Below are 15,022 nucleotides of genomic sequence, written 5' to 3' on the forward strand. Positions count from 1 at the left end.
GGGTCGGCCGCGCCGACTATCCCGCGGCGAGCTCGGGCAGGACGTAACCGGCCATGCGCTGGCGCAGCAGTTTCTTGTCGATCTTGCCCGTCGCGCCGAGCGGGATCTCATCGACCACCACGACGTCGTCAGGCATCCACCAGCGCGCGATCTTGCCGTCCAAAAACGCGAGCAGTTCGGCGCGACCGCACCTCGCCTCCGCGTGGCGCTGGATCAGCAGGATCGGGCGCTCGTCCCATTTCGGGTGCGCGACGCCGATCACCGCGGCGAGCGCGACCTCCGGGTGGCCGACCGCGATATTCTCGATCTCGATCGAGCTGATCCACTCGCCGCCCGATTTGACGATGTCCTTGGCGCGGTCGGTGATCTGCATGTAGCCCGCCGCGTCGATCGTCGACACGTCGCCCGTGTCGAAGAAGCCGTCCTCGTCGAGCACGTTGCCGCCCTCGCCGCCGAAATAGCCGCTGGTGATCGTCGGCCCCTTGATCTTGAGCCGGCCCGCGGTGCGCCCGTCGTGCGGCAGACGGTTACCCTCGTCGTCGGCCAGCTTGAACTCGAGCCCGCAGACCAGCCGTCCCTGCATCCCCTTGCGGCGCACCTGCTCGTCGTACGGCTGCTCGAGCACCTCGGGGCTGGGCGTCGACAGCGTGGCGAGCGGTGACGTTTCGGTCATGCCCCAGCCCTGGATCACGTCGACGCCGTATTCGTCCTGGAATGCGCGGATCAGCGCCTCGGGCGGGGCGGAGCCGCCGATCACGACACGCTTCAGCGTCGAGAACCGCGCGCCGCTCTGCCGCAGGTAATGGAGCAGCCCCTGCCACACCGTCGGCACCGCGGCGGAGAAGGTGACGCCCTCGTCCTCGATCAACCGATAGATCGACTCGCCGTCCATCCGCGCGCCCGGCAGCACCAGCTTCGCACCGACCGCGGGCGCGGAATAGACCACGCCCCAGGCATTGGCATGGTACATCGGCACGATCAGCAGCACCGTGTCGCGCGTCGTCAGCGCGAGCGCGTCGGCCTGGAGCGTCATCATCGTGTGGAGATAGTTGGAGCGGTGCGAGTAGAGCACCCCCTTCGGATTTCCCGTCGTTCCCGAGGTGTAGCACAGCCCGCACGCCAGCCGCTCGTCAAACCCGCCCCAGGTACACTCGGCTGGTTCGTCGGCGATCCAGTCGTCGAACGCCACCGCGGCATAATCGGTCGCGGGCAATTCGGCGGCGGCGCACAGGAACACGACCCGCTCGATCGACGGCGCGGCGGCGAGCAGCGGGCCGATCAATGGCGCGCACGCCGGATCGGCGAGCAGGATGCGGTCGCCCGCGTGGTCGGCGATATAGGCAATCTGTTCGGCGAACAGCCGCGGATTAAGCGTGTGGAGCACCGCACCCATGTTGGTCGCGCCGTACCAGGCGGCGAGATGGCGCGCGCTGTTCCACCCCATCGTCGCGACGCGGTCGCCCTGCCCGATCCCGGCGCGTGCGAGCGCGTTCGACACCCGCTTGGCGGTCTGGTGCAGCCAGGCGTAATCGAGCCGCGTCAGGCTGCCGTCGCCCTCGCGCGAGACGATCTCGCGCGCGCCGTGCCACGTCGCTGCATGGTCGAGGAAGCGGTCCACCGTCAGCGGTACGTCCTGCATCAATCCGAACAGCGGCTGCGTCATGGGCATCAACTCTCCTGTGGGCGCTGGCTGTCGCGCCAGTCGCGTTTGACCTTTTTCGCGAGGCTCCATTTGTGCACCTCGGTCGGCCCGTCGTAGATGCGGAACGCGCGCACTTCGCGGAATACCTGCTCGACGATCGTGTCGCCGGTGACGCCGGTGCCGCCCATCACCTGCACGCAGCGGTCGGCGATGCGCATCAGCGCTTCCGATACCGCGACCTTCGCCATCGAGCTTTCCGCGGTGCCGAGCGCGCCGGTGTCGAGCACATCGGCGCACCAGTCGATCATCAGCTCGGCCTGTTTCAGGTCGATCGCATTCTCGGCCAACATGAAGCCGACGCCCTCGTGATCGATCAATGGTTTGCCGAAGGCGTGACGCCGGTTGGCGTAGTCGGTCGCGATTTCATGCGCGCGCTGGCAGCTGCCCAGCCAACGCATACAATGCGTCAGCCGCGCGGGCGCCAAGCGGATCTGCGCGAGCTTGAACCCTTCGCCCGGATTGCCGAGCACCTGGTCGGCGGGGATGCGCAGGTCAGTGATCTGCACCACCGCGTGGCCGCCTGGCATCGACGAGTCAATCGTGTCGAGCACGCGCTCGATGCGGATGGCCGGATCAGGCAGGTCGACGAGGAACATCGTCGCGCCTTCTTCCGCCTTTGCCATGACGATGCCGACGCGCGCGCCTTCCGCGCCGGTGATGAACGCCTTGCGTCCGTTCACCACCCAGTGGTTGCCGTCCGCGACCGCGGTGGTCAGCATCATCGACGGGTCCGAACCCGCGCCGCCGTCCGCTGCGGGTTCCGTCATGAAGAACGCCGATCGCGCCTCGCCGCTCACCAGCGGGTCGAGGAAGCGCGCCTTCTGCTCCGCGCTCGCAGCCCTGCCGAGCAGGTACATGTTGCCCTCGTCGGGCGCCATCACGTTGACCGCGAGCGGACCGAGCGGGGAGAGCCCGGCGGCGCGCAATACCTCTGCGGTCTCGCGATGCGTCAGGTGGCTGCCGTCGGCGAGGATGTGCGGCGTGAGCACGCCTGCGATACGCGCCAGCCCGCGCAGTTCCTGCACCAGTTCGTCGGACGGGCCGTGCGCGCCGCAGCGCGGATCGCGCTCAAACGGCGCGACCGTCTCGCGCACGAACGCGGCGACCTTCGTCGCGATGTCGGTTCCGCGGGTCATGGTGCGCTCCTGAATGCCGGTTCCACGCTCCCTTGTCCTGTTTCGTTTGGTGTCGCCAGCCTCCGACATAACTTTTGTTGCGCCCCGCTCAGACGATCCAGCGCCACATGCCCGCTGCCCAGCCCGCCAGCGGAACGTGCGCCCATGTCGCCGCCAGCCACAACACCACGCCACCGCCGAGCGCGTGGCCCCCGAGCGTGCCGATCCGCGCGCGGCCGCCGACGATGGCGGCGAATGGCAGGTAGCTCGTCCGCCGCTCCCACTCGGGCCAGAAATCGGGTTGCAACCGCGCCTTCTTGCGGTCCTGCATGTGTGCACCCGCCAGTGCGAGGATGATGATCGCGCTCGCCAGCGCAACGTTCGAGGGATCGGGATAGACCAGGATGTGCACCCCGCCCCACAAAGCGAACGCCCACATCATCGGATGCCGCGTGATCGCGTATACGCCGCGCGCCTCGGGCACCGGCTTCGCCTTGCCGCCCGGGTCGGGGAGCGCGGGGTTGCGCACCAGCGAGCCCATGAACAGCACGCTCGCCACCAGCATGACGATCGTCGCAATCGCCCACAGCCCGTCACCGACCGGCCATAACGGATCACCCGCGGGTGCGGCGCGGTAGGCGCGGGCGAGCCAGATCAGCGTCGCGAACGCGACCAGACTGTAGATGCCGGCGAACCCGCGCTCGCCGACGCGCGCGACCAACGGCGCGCGCAGCTGGTGCGACAGGAGGAAGTGCGTTCCGACGAACGCCGCAGCGGCGATCAGCACTTCCCCCATGTCTTACCCTTTCCGCTTGTTATTGTACCCCGTGCATCCAGCGCTTGATCAGCGGCGACAGCGCCAGCAGAACCGCGCCGATCACCGCCGCGGTCAGCCCGATGGTCCAGAACACCTGATTGTAGGTGTCGAGGCTGACCTTCAGGTTGGTCACCTGGCCGCCGACCGTCTCGACCGATGCGACCTGCGCGACGATGCCCGCAACGTACTGCGCAACCGAGATCGACAGGAACCACACGCCCATCATCAGCCCGACGATGCGCGCGATTGACAATTTGGTGATCATGCTCAGGCCCACCGGCGAGATGCAGAGCTCAGCGACCGAGTGGATCAGGTAGAGCCCGGCAAGCCACCAGATCGCGACCTTGAAGTCGCTGCCCGCGAACTGCCCGCCCCAGACGAGGAACAGGAAGCCCAGCCCGACGCCGATCAGCGCGAGGCCGAACTTGACGGGTATCGTCGGCTCGATCCCGCGCGCGGCGAGCTTGGTCCACAAAATCGACATGACCGGCGCGAGTGCCACGATGAAGAACGCGTTGAAGAACTGCGTCTGCGGCGCGGTGATTGCGAAGCTCCCTGCGATTGTCAGGTCGGTGTTGCGATCAGCAAACAGCGTCAGGCTCGATCCCGCCTGCTCGAACAGGGTCCAGAACACGACGTTGAAGACGATCAGGATCATCGCCGCCAGCATCATCTGGAACTCGGCCTTGCTCCCCTTGGCATAGGACCAGATCAGGATGCCCGGCACGCTGACCAGGAAGGTGCCGAACAGCAGCTTACCCATCAGTGATAGGGACGCGATATAGCCGAGGATGCCCGAACCGGGCTCGGGCGCGGTCGAGTTCATCAGGTTGACGAACAGGAAATAGAATACCGGCACCGCCAGGATCGCGCCCGCGAAGATCGCGAGCGTGCGGTCGGGTCCGGCGCGCACCGGTGCCTCGCCGATGCCGTTCAGCTTGCCGCCGTTGAACTGGATCAGCGCCCAGGAGATCAGCATGCCGAACGCCGCGAGGCCGAAGCCCGCCCACCAGCCGACCTTGTCGGCGAGCAGCGGGCAGAGCAGCTGCGAGCCCAATGAGCCGAGATTGATCCCCATGTAGAAAATCGTGAACCCCGCGTCACGGCGGCGGTCGCCGCCGGCGTAGAGCTCACCCACCATGGTCGAGATGTTGGGCTTGAAGAAACCATTGCCGACCGAGATCAGGCTGAGTGCTAGGAGCAAAATCGCGGTCAGCAGCGCGCTGCGCTCGCCACCGGTCTCGAACCCGCCCTTCGCAATCGTGCGCGACACGCTCTTGTCGGGGTTGAGGAGCGAGACTGAACCGTCCTCGTTGCCCTTGATCTCCAGCCGCCCCTGCGGCGTGACGAGATAGCGCACCTCGGCCGAGGCACTCGTCGGCGCATCGCGGAAGCCGTCGACCTGCACCGCGTAACGCTGCCCGTCGATCGTCGCGTACGGCTTGGCCGTCTCGCCGCCGAAGCAGAGCGTCAGATAGCCGACCGCCATCATGATCGCGCCGAACTTAACCGACCGCTTCGAGCCGAGATACTGGTCGGCGAGATACCCGCCCACCAGCGGGGTCAGGTAGACGAGCGCGGTGAATCCGCCGTACAGCCCGGTCGCCTCGCGATCACCGAACACGAAATGCTTGGTGAGATACAGCGTCAGCAGCGCGCGCATCCCGTAGTAACCGAACCGCTCCCACATCTCGGTGGTGAACAACCGCGCGAGCTGGCGCGGGTGGCCGAACCAGGTTTCCTCCGCGGCGGGATTGGTGTGGGTGATGTCGGGTTCGGCGCGGTTGTCGGCCGTCGGGGTGTCCACCATTGTTCGAAATACGCTCCCTGAACTCACGTTCGCGCTTACGCTGACGCGGCGCGCGCGATGGTTGCAGCGGAGACTAGCGGCAACAGCCGTGCTGTAAATACGCGTTAACATTTCCTAGATGCGCGCCCATGTTCAACGACCGCTCCTCGCTGCTTTCGCATCTCTCCACCCGTCGCTCGGGCAAACCCCGCGATCTGGTCGCGCCCGGCCCTGATCACGCCGAAATCGTGCAGATGATCGCACTCGCCGCGCGCACCCCCGATCACGGCAAGCTCGCGCCGTGGCGCTTCGTGATCGTCGGCGCCGATCAGCGCGAGCGACTGGCCGCGCTGCTGGTCGAGGCGTACCGCGCCGAGAAGCCCGAAGCGCGGCAGGCCGAGCTCGACGCGATGGTGCAGTTCGCGACCCAGGCACCGGCGCTGGTCGTCGCGCTCTCCTCCCCCAAGACCGACAACAAGATACCCTTGTGGGAACAGGAATTGTCGGCCGGCGCGGCGTGCATGAACCTGCTCCACGCCGTCCACGCGCACGGTTACGCCGCCGGCTGGCTGACCGGCTGGCCCGCCTTCTCCCCTCGCGTCCGCGACGCGTTCGGCCAGCCGCACGAGCGGATCACCGGTTTCGTGTTCGTCGGCACGCCCGGCCGCGCGCTCGACGAACGGCCACGTCCCGCGATCGAACAGGTGTGGAGCGACTGGTAGACTTGCGCCCCATTTGCTGTATTAACGCAGCATGGCAGCATTGAGCAACGAGGACAGCCCGGTTTACATCCGGCTGCGCGCAACCATCGCCGCGGGGATCCTGCGCGGGGACTTCGTGGCGGGCGACCAGCTTCCCTCGGTCCGCGCGCTGGCGGCGGAACACGGCGCCAACCCGCTGACGGTCGCGAAAGCGTACCAGAGCTTTCAGGACGACGGCTATGTCGAGGTGCGCCGCGGCGTCGGCATGTTCGTGCTGGCGGGCGCGTCCGAGCGGCTGCGCACTGCCGAGCGCGAGAATTTCGTCGCCAATCAATGGCCGCGCATCCGCGGCTATATCGACCTCCTCGGGCTCGACCTGTCCGAATTGATAGAGCGTCACGACGCCTGAGCCGAACGGGGCGTGCGAAACCGTGCCGCCGGCTCGGCCGTTGTCGCACGCATGATCCTGCTCGTCTCCGCCCTGTTCGCCAGCGCCGCCGTTGCGACGCCGTCCGCCACCCCCGCCGCAGCGCGGGCGGTCGTGCAGCGTTATTATGCCGCGATCGACCGGCGCGACTATCGCACCGCATATCGCTTGTGGGACCGCGGCGGGCAGGCGAGCCGTCAGAGCTACGCGCAGTTCGTCCGCGGTTTCGCTGACACGCGCCACACTCGCATCATCACGGGTGCGCCGACGCGACCGGAGGGCGCCGCCGGATCGACCTACATCCGCGTGCCGGTGACGGTGCGCGCGACGCTCAAGAACGGAACGGGGCAGGTGTTCGCGGGCAGCTATACGCTTCGCCACGTCAACGACGTCGACGGCGCGACGCCCGAACAGCGGCAGTGGCACATCGACAGCGCGTCGCTGCGCCGGCGATGAGATACACGCCCGCGCTCCTGCTGCTGACCGCGCTGGCCGCGTGCAGCCGCGCGCCCGAGCCGCAGCCTGAACCCACACGTGCCACGGCAACGCCGACGCCCACCCCGAGTGCGACCGTCGCCGCCACCAACCTGTCACGCTATGTCGGCCGATACCCGTTCGATCTGGTCGCGGGTCGGCGCTTCGTCGACGAACCCGCGGTGCGCGCCGCGGTCGCGCGGATCGTACCCGATGCCGAGGTTCGCGATACCGTGCTCAGCCGCGACGTGACCGCCAATCCGGTCGCCGAACAGGACGGGCGCATCCTATCCTGGGCGTGCGAGGCGCATAATTGCGGGCCGCACAATTGGGCGATCGCGATCACCCCTGACGGGCGCGACGCGGCGGTCTGCTACCACGACCAGGACGCGGGCGTGTCGCGCTGGTACCCCGCCGACTATCGCAGCGCATCGCCCGACGGCTGCCCGTCGGGCGAATAGCCGGTCAGAACGCGTCGACCGAGTAAGCGTCAGAACGCGTCGGCGGTCAGCGCGTAAAGCTGGCTCGCCGGCGCATTCGCCGCCGCCTCCAGCCCCATCGCCTCGGGCACGATCTGGTCGAGGTAGAAGGCGACGCTCGCCTGCTTGACCGCGTCCGCACCTTGCGCACGCGCCTGCCGTTCGAGCAGCCAGCCGCAGGTCGCGACCGACAGCATGGTGAGAAACGGATAGCTCGCCGCCTGGCGATCATCCGCATCCACGGTCTGCAACCGCCGCCCGACTGCCTCGCATGCGTCGACCAGCGCAGTCAGTCGCGGGTGCTGCGCCTCGGCACGCATGTCCGCGATCAGGCTCGCGAACGCGCCGCCGTTCGACAGCGACAGCTTGCGCCCGACGAGGTCGGCGGCCTGAATGCCGTTCGTGCCCTCGTAGATCGGCGTGATGCGCGCGTCGCGGAAGAATTGCGCCGCGCCCGTCTCCTCGACGAAGCCCATCCCGCCATGGACCTGGACGCCGATGCTCGCGATCTCGTTGCCCAGATCGGTCGCGTGCGCCTTGGCGAGCGGGGTAGTGATCTCGAGCCGATCCTTCGCGTGCGCATCACCCATGCCCGCACGGTCGACCTGACCGCAGGCGTAATAGACGAGCGCGCGCGCCGCCATCGTCTGCGCCTTCATCCGCATCAACATGCGGCGCACGTCGGGATGTTCGATGATCGCCGACTGCGCTCCGGCGCGCGCGCCCTGGACGCGCTCGCGGGCATAATCGACCGCCTTCTGCGTCGCGGCCTCGGCGACCTGCACGCCTTGCAGGCCCACGTTCAGGCGCGCGTTGTTCATCATCGTGAACATTGCCCGCATGCCGCCGAACTCGGGGCCGATCAGCTCGCCGACGCAATCGTCATGATCGCCGAACGACAGCACGCAGGTCGGCGAGGCGTGCAGCCCCATCTTGTGCTCGATCGAGACGACGCGGACGTCGTTCATCGTGCCGTCCTCGCGCACCTTGGGCACCAGGAACAACGAGATGCCGCGCGTGCCCGCGGGCGCATCGGGCGTGCGCGCGAGCACGAGGTGAACGATATTGTCCGCCATGTCATGGTCGCCGAACGAGATGTAGATCTTGGTGCCCTTGATGCTGAACGTGCCGTCGCGCCCCCCCTCCTTTACGATGGGCGTCGCGGTCGCGCGCAGCGCGCCGACGTCGCTGCCCGCCTGCGGCTCGGTCAGGTTCATCGTGCCGGTCCACTCGCCCGTCGCGAGCTTGGGCAGATAGGTCGCCTGCTGCTCAGGGGTGCCGTGATGCTCGATCGCCTCGATCGCGCCGACCGTCAGCGTCGGGCAGAGCGCGAACCCCATGTTGGCGCTGCCCAGCGTTTCGAGCACCGCGGCCTGGACGACGAAGGGCAGCCCCTGTCCGCCGAACGCTTCCGACACGCCGATCGTGCCCCAGCCGCCCTCGACATAGGCTTGGTATGCCTCTCGGTAGCCGTCGGGCATGACGACGCCGTTCGGGGTCCATTTCGCACCCACCGTGTCGCCCACGCGGTTGAGCGGTGCCCATTCGCCGGCGGCGAACTGCGCCGCACCTTCGAGCACCGCGTCGATCACGTCGGGAGTCGCGGCGGCGAAGCGTTCGGTGTCGGCGAGCTCGCCGATGTTCGCGACGGTGTCGAGGACGAAGCGCTGCTCGGCGACGGGGGCGGTGAAGGCCATTTCTCTCTCCTGATCGTGCCCGCTATAGCGTGCGCACATGGAGGCTCAACCACCCGTCATCCGCGCCTTCGGTGAGGCCGCGATCGCTGAGGCCGCCGCGCTGATCCGCGCCGGCGGGATCGTCGCGGTGCCGACCGAGACGGTGTACGGGCTCGCCGCCGACGCCCGCGACGCTGCCGCGGTCGCAGGCATCTACGCGGCGAAGGGGCGGCCGAGCTTCAACCCGCTGATCGTCCACGTCGCCGACCTCGCAGCGGCGGAGCGGATCGCGCAGTTCGACGACGACGCGCGCACGGTTGCGGCGCGGTTCTGGCCGGGGCCGCTGACGCTGGTGCTGCCCCTTCGGGCCGACGCGGGGATCGCATCGCTCGTCACCGCCGGGCTCGAAACTATCGCGATCCGCGTGCCCGCGCACCGCGCGATGCAGGCGCTGATCGCCGCCAGCGCCGCGCCGCTCGCCGCACCGTCGGCGAATGCGAGCAACGCGATCAGCCCAACCCGCGCCGAACACGTCGCCGCCAGCCTCGGCGTGCGCGTGCCGTTGATCATCGACGCTGGCGCAACCGCGGCGGGGGTCGAGTCGACGATCCTGGCGGGTCGCACGATCCTGCGCCCCGGACCGATCACCGCCGAGATGCTGGCGGAGGTGCTGCCCGTAGCATCCGGCACCACGGCACACGTCAGCGCACCGGGCCAGCTCGCGATCCATTATGCCCCATCGAAACCGCTGCGCTTGGACGCGATCAGCGCACATTCCGATGAATGGCTGATCGGCTTCGGCGCGGTCGCGGGCGACGACACACTGTCGGCGCGTGGCGAGGTGGTCGAAGCGGCCGCGCGGCTGTTCGACGCGCTGCACCGCGCCGACGCATCATCCGCCGGGCGTATCGCGGTCGCGCCGGTGCCCGAACGCGGGATCGGCGTCGCGATCAATGACCGGCTGCGTCGCGCCGCGCACCGCTGATCACATCACGCGCGGTGATTGCAGCGATTGCAAACACCCTCTTACGCGTATGACACCTTGTCGCGCTCGACCCCGGCGCACTGCAAGGCGCCGGGGTCGCCTCGCGTCAGCGGACCGCCGGCGCCTGATTGTCGACGATCGCGGCCTTCTGCTCGGGGCTCATCGCGTGCGTGTTGAGGTCGGCGGCGTCGATCGCGTCGGCACGCTTTTCGCCGACCTTGCGCACCTGCTCGGCCTGATCCTTCAGATCGTCGGCGCGCTGTTCAAGCTGGTCGGCGCGATTGTCTGCCGCCTTCTTGACCTGATGCGCGAGCTTGTCGTCACCCGAACCGCCACAGGCAGCGAGCGGAGCGGCGAGGAGCAGGACGGCGGCGGCGAGACGAAGCGTGGACATGATCTCTTCCCTGTTCGTGGGCACCGGTCATTCCGGCAGCGCACTAACACAGATCAGCTATCCTCGTTCCCTCGCCGCCCCTCTGCCTGCAATCAGCCCTGCGCCTCGGCCATGCTCTTGGTGCGCGCGGCATAGCTCTTGCGCAGCTTCTGCAGCTTGGGCGGGATCACCGCCATGCAGTAAGGATTGCTGCGCCCCTGCGTCTCCCAATAATCCTGGTGATAGCCTTCCGCCGGATACCAGGTGTCGTTCGCCTCGATCGTGGTGACGATCGGCTTCGACTGGTCGCCCTGCGCGCGCTGGATCGCGGCCTTCGCCTCGGCGGCCTGCTCCTCCGACTGCGGGAAGATCGCCGAACGGTATTGCGTGCCGACGTCGTTGCCCTGACGGTTCAACTGCGTCGGATCGTGCGTCGCGAAGAAGATGTCGAGCAGGTCGCCGTAGCTGAGCTGCGCGGGATCAAAGCCGACCTTGATCGCCTCCGCGTGGCCCGTGTCGCCGCCGCAGACCTGCTTGTAGGTCGGGTTGGGCGCGTGGCCGCCGATATAGCCGCTCTCGACGCTCTCGACGCCGATCACGTCCTTGAACACGGCTTCGGTGCACCAGAAGCAGCCGCCGGCGACAATCGCGTATTCGGTCATATGAAGAAGTCTCCTTTGAGAAGGATGTAGGAAGCCGCTAGGGCGCCTGAAAGGGAGATGCAGATGGCTGGCGCAGCGACACTCGACGGCAAGGTGATGGTGACCGGCGGCGCGGGTTATATCGGCAGCCACGCGGTGCTGGCGCTGCTCGACGCCGGATACCAGGTGGTCGTGATCGACAACCTCGTCACCGGGTTCGACTGGGCGGTCGACGACCGCGCGACCTTCGTCGAGATGGCGGTCGAGGACCCGCGCGTCGCCGACGTGCTCGCCGAGCACGAGGTCCGCGCGATCATGCATTTCGCCGGATCGGTGGTAGTGCCCGAATCGGTCAGCGACCCGCTCAAATATTACCGCAACAACACCGCGGCGACGCGTAGCCTGATCGAAAGCGCGGTGAAGGCGGGCGTGCCGCACTTCATCTTCTCCTCCACCGCCGCGACCTATGGCACGCCCGAGCGCGTGCCGGTGACCGAGACCGACCCCACGGTGCCGATCAATCCGTACGGCATGTCGAAGCTGATGACCGAGGCGATGCTGCGCGATGTGTCGGCGGCGCACCCGATGAACTATGCTGCGCTGCGTTACTTCAACGTCGCGGGCGCCGACCAGCAGGGGCGCAGCGGGCAGTCGACCGTGGGCGCGACGCACCTGATCAAGATCGCGGTCGAGGCGGCGACCGGCAAGCGCGCCGCAGTCAGCGTCTTCGGACAGGATTTTGCCACCCCCGACGGCACCGGCGTGCGCGATTACATCCACGTCAGCGACCTCGCCGACGCGCATGTCGCGGCGCTCGCGTGGCTGGTTGAGCATCCGGGCGACAGCGTGACGCTGAACGCGGGCTACGGCCGCGGTTTCTCGGTGCTGGAGGTGCTCGACTCGGTCGACCGCGTCACCAACATGACGATCGAGCGCAAGATGGAGGGGCGACGCGCTGGCGATCCGGCCGAGCTGATCTCCAACAATGCCGCGATCCTCGCAACCATCGACTGGACGCCTAGCCGCGCCGACCTGGACGGCATCGTGCGCGACGCATTGGCGTGGGAGCGCAAGCTCGCCGAGATGGGGCGCTGAGCGTGCGACTGCGCTCGTTGTTGTTCGTGCCGGGCGATCGGCCCGAGCGGATAAAGAAGGCCGCCGGGCTCGGCGCCGACGCGCTGATCCTCGATCTGGAGGATTCGGTCGCGGCCAGTGTCAAGGCAGCGGCACGCGCCGCGGTGCGCGAGTTCGTTGACATGCGCAGCGCCGACGCGACCTTGTTCGTCCGCGTCAATCCGCTCGACAGCGCCTTCATCGCCGACGATCTGGCGGCACTCGACGGTGCGGCGATGGCCGGCGTGGTACTGCCCAAGGCAGAGGGGCGCAGCTCGGTCGCCGAGCTGCGGCGGCGGTTGCCGGGCGACTATCTCGTGCTGCCGATCGCGAGCGAAACGCCGCGCGCGGTGTTCACGCTCGGCGATTATGACGGTACTGGGCTGGCCGGGTTGACCTGGGGGGCGGAGGATCTGCCCGCGGCAATCGGCGCGTCGACCAGCCGCGAGGCGGACGGCAGCTATACCGATCCGTACAAGATGGTGCGCGCACTGACGCTGTTCGGCGCGCATGCCGCGGGCGTTCCCGCGATCGAGACGGTCTATCCCGACTTCCGCGATCTGGACGGGCTCGCCGCCTATGCGGCACGCGGGCGGCGCGACGGCTTTACCGGCATGATGGCGATCCACCCCGCGCAGGTGGCGGTGATCAACGCCGCCTTCTCCCCCAGCGACGCCGAGGTCGCGCACGCCCGCGCCGTGGTCGATCTGTTCGCCGCCAATCCGGGCGCAGGGGCGCTGCAATTGGACGGCAAGATGGTCGACGCGCCGCATCTGAAAGCGGCCGAGCGATTGCTTGCGCTGGTGGGCGACTAGGGTCCGATCAAGGGGCGACGAGGAGCGGACGCGTCTGCCGCGCGATCTGCCACCAGCCGATCGCCCAGAGCGTCCCGAAACTCCACCCCGCGAGCACGTCGGACGGCCAGTGCACGCCCAGATAGACGCGGCTCGTGCCGATCGCGCCGACCAGCAGGATCGCTAGGCTAAGCACCGTGTTGCGTGTCGCGCGGCCCGGCGTCACCTGCGTCACCAGCGCGGCGAGCGTCAGGTAGACGATCGCCGAATTCGCCGCGTGGCCGCTCGGGAAGCTATCGCCCGTCACCTCGATCAGCCGGTCGGCAATGGGCGGGCGCGGGCGCATGAAGACGAGCTTCAACGCATTGCTCCCCGCCGTGCCCGTGATCACCGCGGCGGCCACCAGCCCCGCGGTCAACGCGAGCCGCTGCGCGATCAGGATCGCCACGGCAGCGATCGTGACGATCGTCAGCACGGTGCCGCCGCCCAGCGCAGTCACGTCGATCATCGCCTTGCGCAGCCACGCCGGCCCAATGCCGCGCAGCGCGTTGCTGACCGGCAGATCGAACCCGAACGGATGCCGGCTCAGCGCGAAACCGATCACCAGCAGCAGCGCGATCGCGCCCGCGCACAATCCGGCCCCGCGCAACACGGACGGGAGGTGCCAGTTCCGTGCTTCCTGCGCGGGCTCGGCCGCGGTCAGCGCGGGGGCGATGGTCGGATGATCGGTCATCCATCGTCTGTAAAAGCGTGATCCGCCGCGCGTAACCCCTTCAGGCATCCGCGCGGCGGCACGCACCTCAATAGGTCGCGTCGTCGGGCTCGTCGAACAGGTCCTTGAACCGGCGCGGTTGCGAGCGGAGATACTGGTCGGGCGCGCGCACCCGCCCGCCCAGATGCGCCGCGGCATGCCACGGCCAGCGCGGATCGTAGAGGATCGTGCGCGCCAGCGCGATCAGGTCGGCATCGCCGGTCGCGACGATCGCCTCCGCCTGCTCAAAGTCGGTGATCAGCCCCACCGCGACAACCGGGATCGACACCGCCCCCTTCACTGCGCGCGCCAGCGGCACCTGGTAATTGGGGCCGACCGGAATGTCCTGGCGCGGATCGAGCCCGCCGCTCGACACGTGGATCGCGGCGCACCCGCGCGCCTCCAGCGCCTGCGCGAAGGCGATCGTGCCCTCGATGTCCCAACCACCCTCAACCCAGTCGGTGCCCGACACGCGCACCGTGACAGGCTTGTCGGCCGGGAATGCCGCGCGCACCGCGTCGAACACCTCCAGCGGATAGCGCATCCGGTTTTCGAGGCTGCCGCCGTAGTCATCGTCGCGTCGGTTGGAGAGCGGCGACAGGAATTCGTGCAGCAGATAACCGTGCGCGGCGTGAATCTGCACTGCGTCCAGCCCCAGCCGCGCGGAGCGACGCGCCGCTTCCGCAAAGGCGTCGCGGATCTCGTCCATGCGCGCGCGGCTCAGCGCCACTGGTGCTGCCTCACCGTCGCCGAACGCCAGCGCGGAGGGCGCCTCGGTCTGCCAGCCGTTCGCGTCACCTGCCGCGATCTGCTTGCCGCCGTGCCACGGCAGTTCGGTCGACGCCTTGCGCCCGGCGTGCGCCAACTGGATCGCGATCGGCATCGGCGAGTGCGCGCGCACCCCGTCGAGCATGCGCTTCATCGCCGCCTCGGTGGCATCGTCCCACAGGCCGACGTCGCCGTAAGTGATCCGCCCCTCGGGCACCACCGCGGTCGCCTCGATCGTCAGCACGCCCGCGCCCGACAGCGCCAGATGGCCGAGGTGGATCAGATGCCAGTCGGTCATGCAGCCATTGTCGGCCGAATATTGGCACATCGGCGCGATCACGATGCGGTTGGCGAGCGACAGGCCGCCCACGTCCAAACGCTCAAACAATCTGGGTCCGCTCATACCATCAGCTCTCG

General features: G+C 68.3%; 16 protein-coding genes. 7 read left to right on the forward strand and 9 right to left on the reverse strand.

Features of this window, described 5'->3' with window-relative positions; all coding sequences use genetic code 11:
* Window positions 1-16: 16 nt before the first annotated feature.
* From Q0579_RS15360 to Q0579_RS15375, 4 genes are all read right to left on the reverse strand, one after another.
* Entirely contained in the window at window positions 17-1,669 is a 1,653-nt protein-coding gene (locus tag Q0579_RS15360) for a long-chain-fatty-acid--CoA ligase (RefSeq protein WP_366522290.1), read from the reverse strand.
* A complete protein-coding gene (locus tag Q0579_RS15365) occupies window positions 1,669-2,838 on the reverse strand; it encodes an acyl-CoA dehydrogenase (protein WP_298813935.1) in 1,170 nt (389 codons plus the stop codon). The genes Q0579_RS15360 and Q0579_RS15365 overlap by 1 nt, the downstream gene beginning before the upstream one ends.
* A gap of 88 nt (window positions 2,839-2,926) precedes the next feature.
* Window positions 2,927-3,613, reverse strand: coding sequence for an NnrU family protein (locus tag Q0579_RS15370; RefSeq protein WP_298813937.1), 687 nt, complete (start codon window positions 3,611-3,613; stop codon window positions 2,927-2,929).
* A gap of 19 nt (window positions 3,614-3,632) precedes the next feature.
* Window positions 3,633-5,444 (reverse strand): oligopeptide:H+ symporter, encoded by a 1,812-nt coding sequence (locus tag Q0579_RS15375; protein ID WP_298813939.1) that lies wholly within the window; start codon window positions 5,442-5,444, stop codon window positions 3,633-3,635.
* 128 nt (window positions 5,445-5,572) lie between these two features.
* Here Q0579_RS15375 and Q0579_RS15380 point away from each other — a divergent pair, with 128 nt between their 5' ends.
* Genes Q0579_RS15380 through Q0579_RS15395 form a run of 4 tightly spaced genes read left to right on the forward strand, consistent with a single transcriptional unit; the run spans window position 5,573 to window position 7,486 of the window.
* Window positions 5,573-6,145: a nitroreductase gene (locus Q0579_RS15380; RefSeq protein ID WP_298813941.1), complete on the forward strand. Its 573-nt coding sequence runs from the start codon at window positions 5,573-5,575 to the stop codon at window positions 6,143-6,145.
* 31 nt (window positions 6,146-6,176) lie between these two features.
* Window positions 6,177-6,533, forward strand: coding sequence for a GntR family transcriptional regulator (locus Q0579_RS15385; RefSeq protein WP_298813943.1), 357 nt, complete (start codon window positions 6,177-6,179; stop codon window positions 6,531-6,533).
* Between the two features lie 12 nt (window positions 6,534-6,545).
* A complete protein-coding gene (locus Q0579_RS15390) occupies window positions 6,546-7,007 on the forward strand; it encodes a hypothetical protein (RefSeq protein WP_298813945.1) in 462 nt (153 codons plus the stop codon).
* Entirely contained in the window at window positions 7,004-7,486 is a 483-nt protein-coding gene (locus Q0579_RS15395) for a hypothetical protein (RefSeq protein WP_298813947.1), read from the forward strand. The genes Q0579_RS15390 and Q0579_RS15395 overlap by 4 nt, the downstream gene beginning before the upstream one ends.
* Before the next feature lie 29 nt (window positions 7,487-7,515).
* Here Q0579_RS15395 and Q0579_RS15400 read toward each other — a convergent pair whose 3' ends face one another.
* A complete protein-coding gene (locus tag Q0579_RS15400) occupies window positions 7,516-9,201 on the reverse strand; it encodes an acyl-CoA dehydrogenase (protein ID WP_298813949.1) in 1,686 nt (561 codons plus the stop codon).
* Window positions 9,202-9,238: 37 nt separating this feature from the next.
* On the opposite strand from Q0579_RS15400, the gene Q0579_RS15405 reads away from it, so the two are divergent.
* On the forward strand, window positions 9,239-10,165 hold the full coding sequence (locus tag Q0579_RS15405) for an L-threonylcarbamoyladenylate synthase (RefSeq protein ID WP_298813951.1): 927 nt from the start codon (window positions 9,239-9,241) through the stop codon (window positions 10,163-10,165).
* 106 nt (window positions 10,166-10,271) lie between these two features.
* Here Q0579_RS15405 and Q0579_RS15410 read toward each other — a convergent pair whose 3' ends face one another.
* Window positions 10,272-10,559, reverse strand: a complete 288-nt coding sequence (locus tag Q0579_RS15410) for a hypothetical protein (protein ID WP_298813953.1) — start codon at window positions 10,557-10,559, stop codon at window positions 10,272-10,274.
* Between the two features lie 92 nt (window positions 10,560-10,651).
* Complete coding sequence (msrA, locus tag Q0579_RS15415) at window positions 10,652-11,200, reverse strand: peptide-methionine (S)-S-oxide reductase MsrA (RefSeq protein ID WP_298813955.1); 549 nt, start codon at window positions 11,198-11,200, stop codon at window positions 10,652-10,654.
* 63 nt (window positions 11,201-11,263) lie between these two features.
* Between msrA and galE the strand changes: the two genes are divergently transcribed.
* Together galE and Q0579_RS15425 are read left to right on the forward strand one after the other, a co-directional pair.
* On the forward strand, window positions 11,264-12,274 hold the full coding sequence (gene galE / locus Q0579_RS15420; protein ID WP_298813957.1) for a UDP-glucose 4-epimerase GalE: 1,011 nt from the start codon (window positions 11,264-11,266) through the stop codon (window positions 12,272-12,274).
* 2 nt (window positions 12,275-12,276) lie between these two features.
* Entirely contained in the window at window positions 12,277-13,107 is an 831-nt protein-coding gene (locus Q0579_RS15425; RefSeq protein ID WP_298813959.1) for a CoA ester lyase, read from the forward strand.
* A gap of 7 nt (window positions 13,108-13,114) precedes the next feature.
* On the opposite strand, the gene Q0579_RS15430 is transcribed toward Q0579_RS15425, so the two are convergent.
* Entirely contained in the window at window positions 13,115-13,819 is a 705-nt protein-coding gene (locus Q0579_RS15430; protein WP_298813960.1) for a phosphatase PAP2 family protein, read from the reverse strand.
* Window positions 13,820-13,886: 67 nt separating this feature from the next.
* Window positions 13,887-15,008: an NADH:flavin oxidoreductase/NADH oxidase gene (locus Q0579_RS15435; RefSeq protein ID WP_298813962.1), complete on the reverse strand. Its 1,122-nt coding sequence runs from the start codon at window positions 15,006-15,008 to the stop codon at window positions 13,887-13,889.
* Window positions 15,009-15,022: the final 14 nt, after the last annotated feature.

Source organism: uncultured Sphingomonas sp. (assembly GCF_936927845.1).
Lineage (GTDB): Bacteria > Pseudomonadota > Alphaproteobacteria > Sphingomonadales > Sphingomonadaceae > Sphingomonas.

What these genes read in the sequence shown, in the direction of transcription:
- Q0579_RS15360 (WP_366522290.1), bottom strand. Translation starts at nt 1,669, where the DNA reads ATGCCCATGACGCAGCCGCTGTTCGGATTGATGCAGGACGTACCGCTG.
- Q0579_RS15365 (WP_298813935.1), bottom strand. Translation starts at nt 2,838, where the DNA reads ATGACCCGCGGAACCGACATCGCGACGAAGGTCGCCGCGTTCGTGCGC.
- Q0579_RS15370 (WP_298813937.1), bottom strand. Translation starts at nt 3,613, where the DNA reads ATGGGGGAAGTGCTGATCGCCGCTGCGGCGTTCGTCGGAACGCACTTC.
- Q0579_RS15375 (WP_298813939.1), bottom strand. Translation starts at nt 5,444, where the DNA reads ATGGTGGACACCCCGACGGCCGACAACCGCGCCGAACCCGACATCACC.
- Q0579_RS15380 (WP_298813941.1), top strand. Translation starts at nt 5,573, where the DNA reads ATGTTCAACGACCGCTCCTCGCTGCTTTCGCATCTCTCCACCCGTCGC.
- Q0579_RS15385 (WP_298813943.1), top strand. Translation starts at nt 6,177, where the DNA reads ATGGCAGCATTGAGCAACGAGGACAGCCCGGTTTACATCCGGCTGCGC.
- Q0579_RS15395 (WP_298813947.1), top strand. Translation starts at nt 7,004, where the DNA reads ATGAGATACACGCCCGCGCTCCTGCTGCTGACCGCGCTGGCCGCGTGC.
- Q0579_RS15400 (WP_298813949.1), bottom strand. Translation starts at nt 9,201, where the DNA reads ATGGCCTTCACCGCCCCCGTCGCCGAGCAGCGCTTCGTCCTCGACACC.
- Q0579_RS15405 (WP_298813951.1), top strand. Translation starts at nt 9,239, where the DNA reads ATGGAGGCTCAACCACCCGTCATCCGCGCCTTCGGTGAGGCCGCGATC.
- Q0579_RS15410 (WP_298813953.1), bottom strand. Translation starts at nt 10,559, where the DNA reads ATGTCCACGCTTCGTCTCGCCGCCGCCGTCCTGCTCCTCGCCGCTCCG.
- msrA (WP_298813955.1), bottom strand. Translation starts at nt 11,200, where the DNA reads ATGACCGAATACGCGATTGTCGCCGGCGGCTGCTTCTGGTGCACCGAA.
- galE (WP_298813957.1), top strand. Translation starts at nt 11,264, where the DNA reads ATGGCTGGCGCAGCGACACTCGACGGCAAGGTGATGGTGACCGGCGGC.
- Q0579_RS15430 (WP_298813960.1), bottom strand. Translation starts at nt 13,819, where the DNA reads ATGACCGATCATCCGACCATCGCCCCCGCGCTGACCGCGGCCGAGCCC.
- Q0579_RS15435 (WP_298813962.1), bottom strand. Translation starts at nt 15,008, where the DNA reads ATGAGCGGACCCAGATTGTTTGAGCGTTTGGACGTGGGCGGCCTGTCG.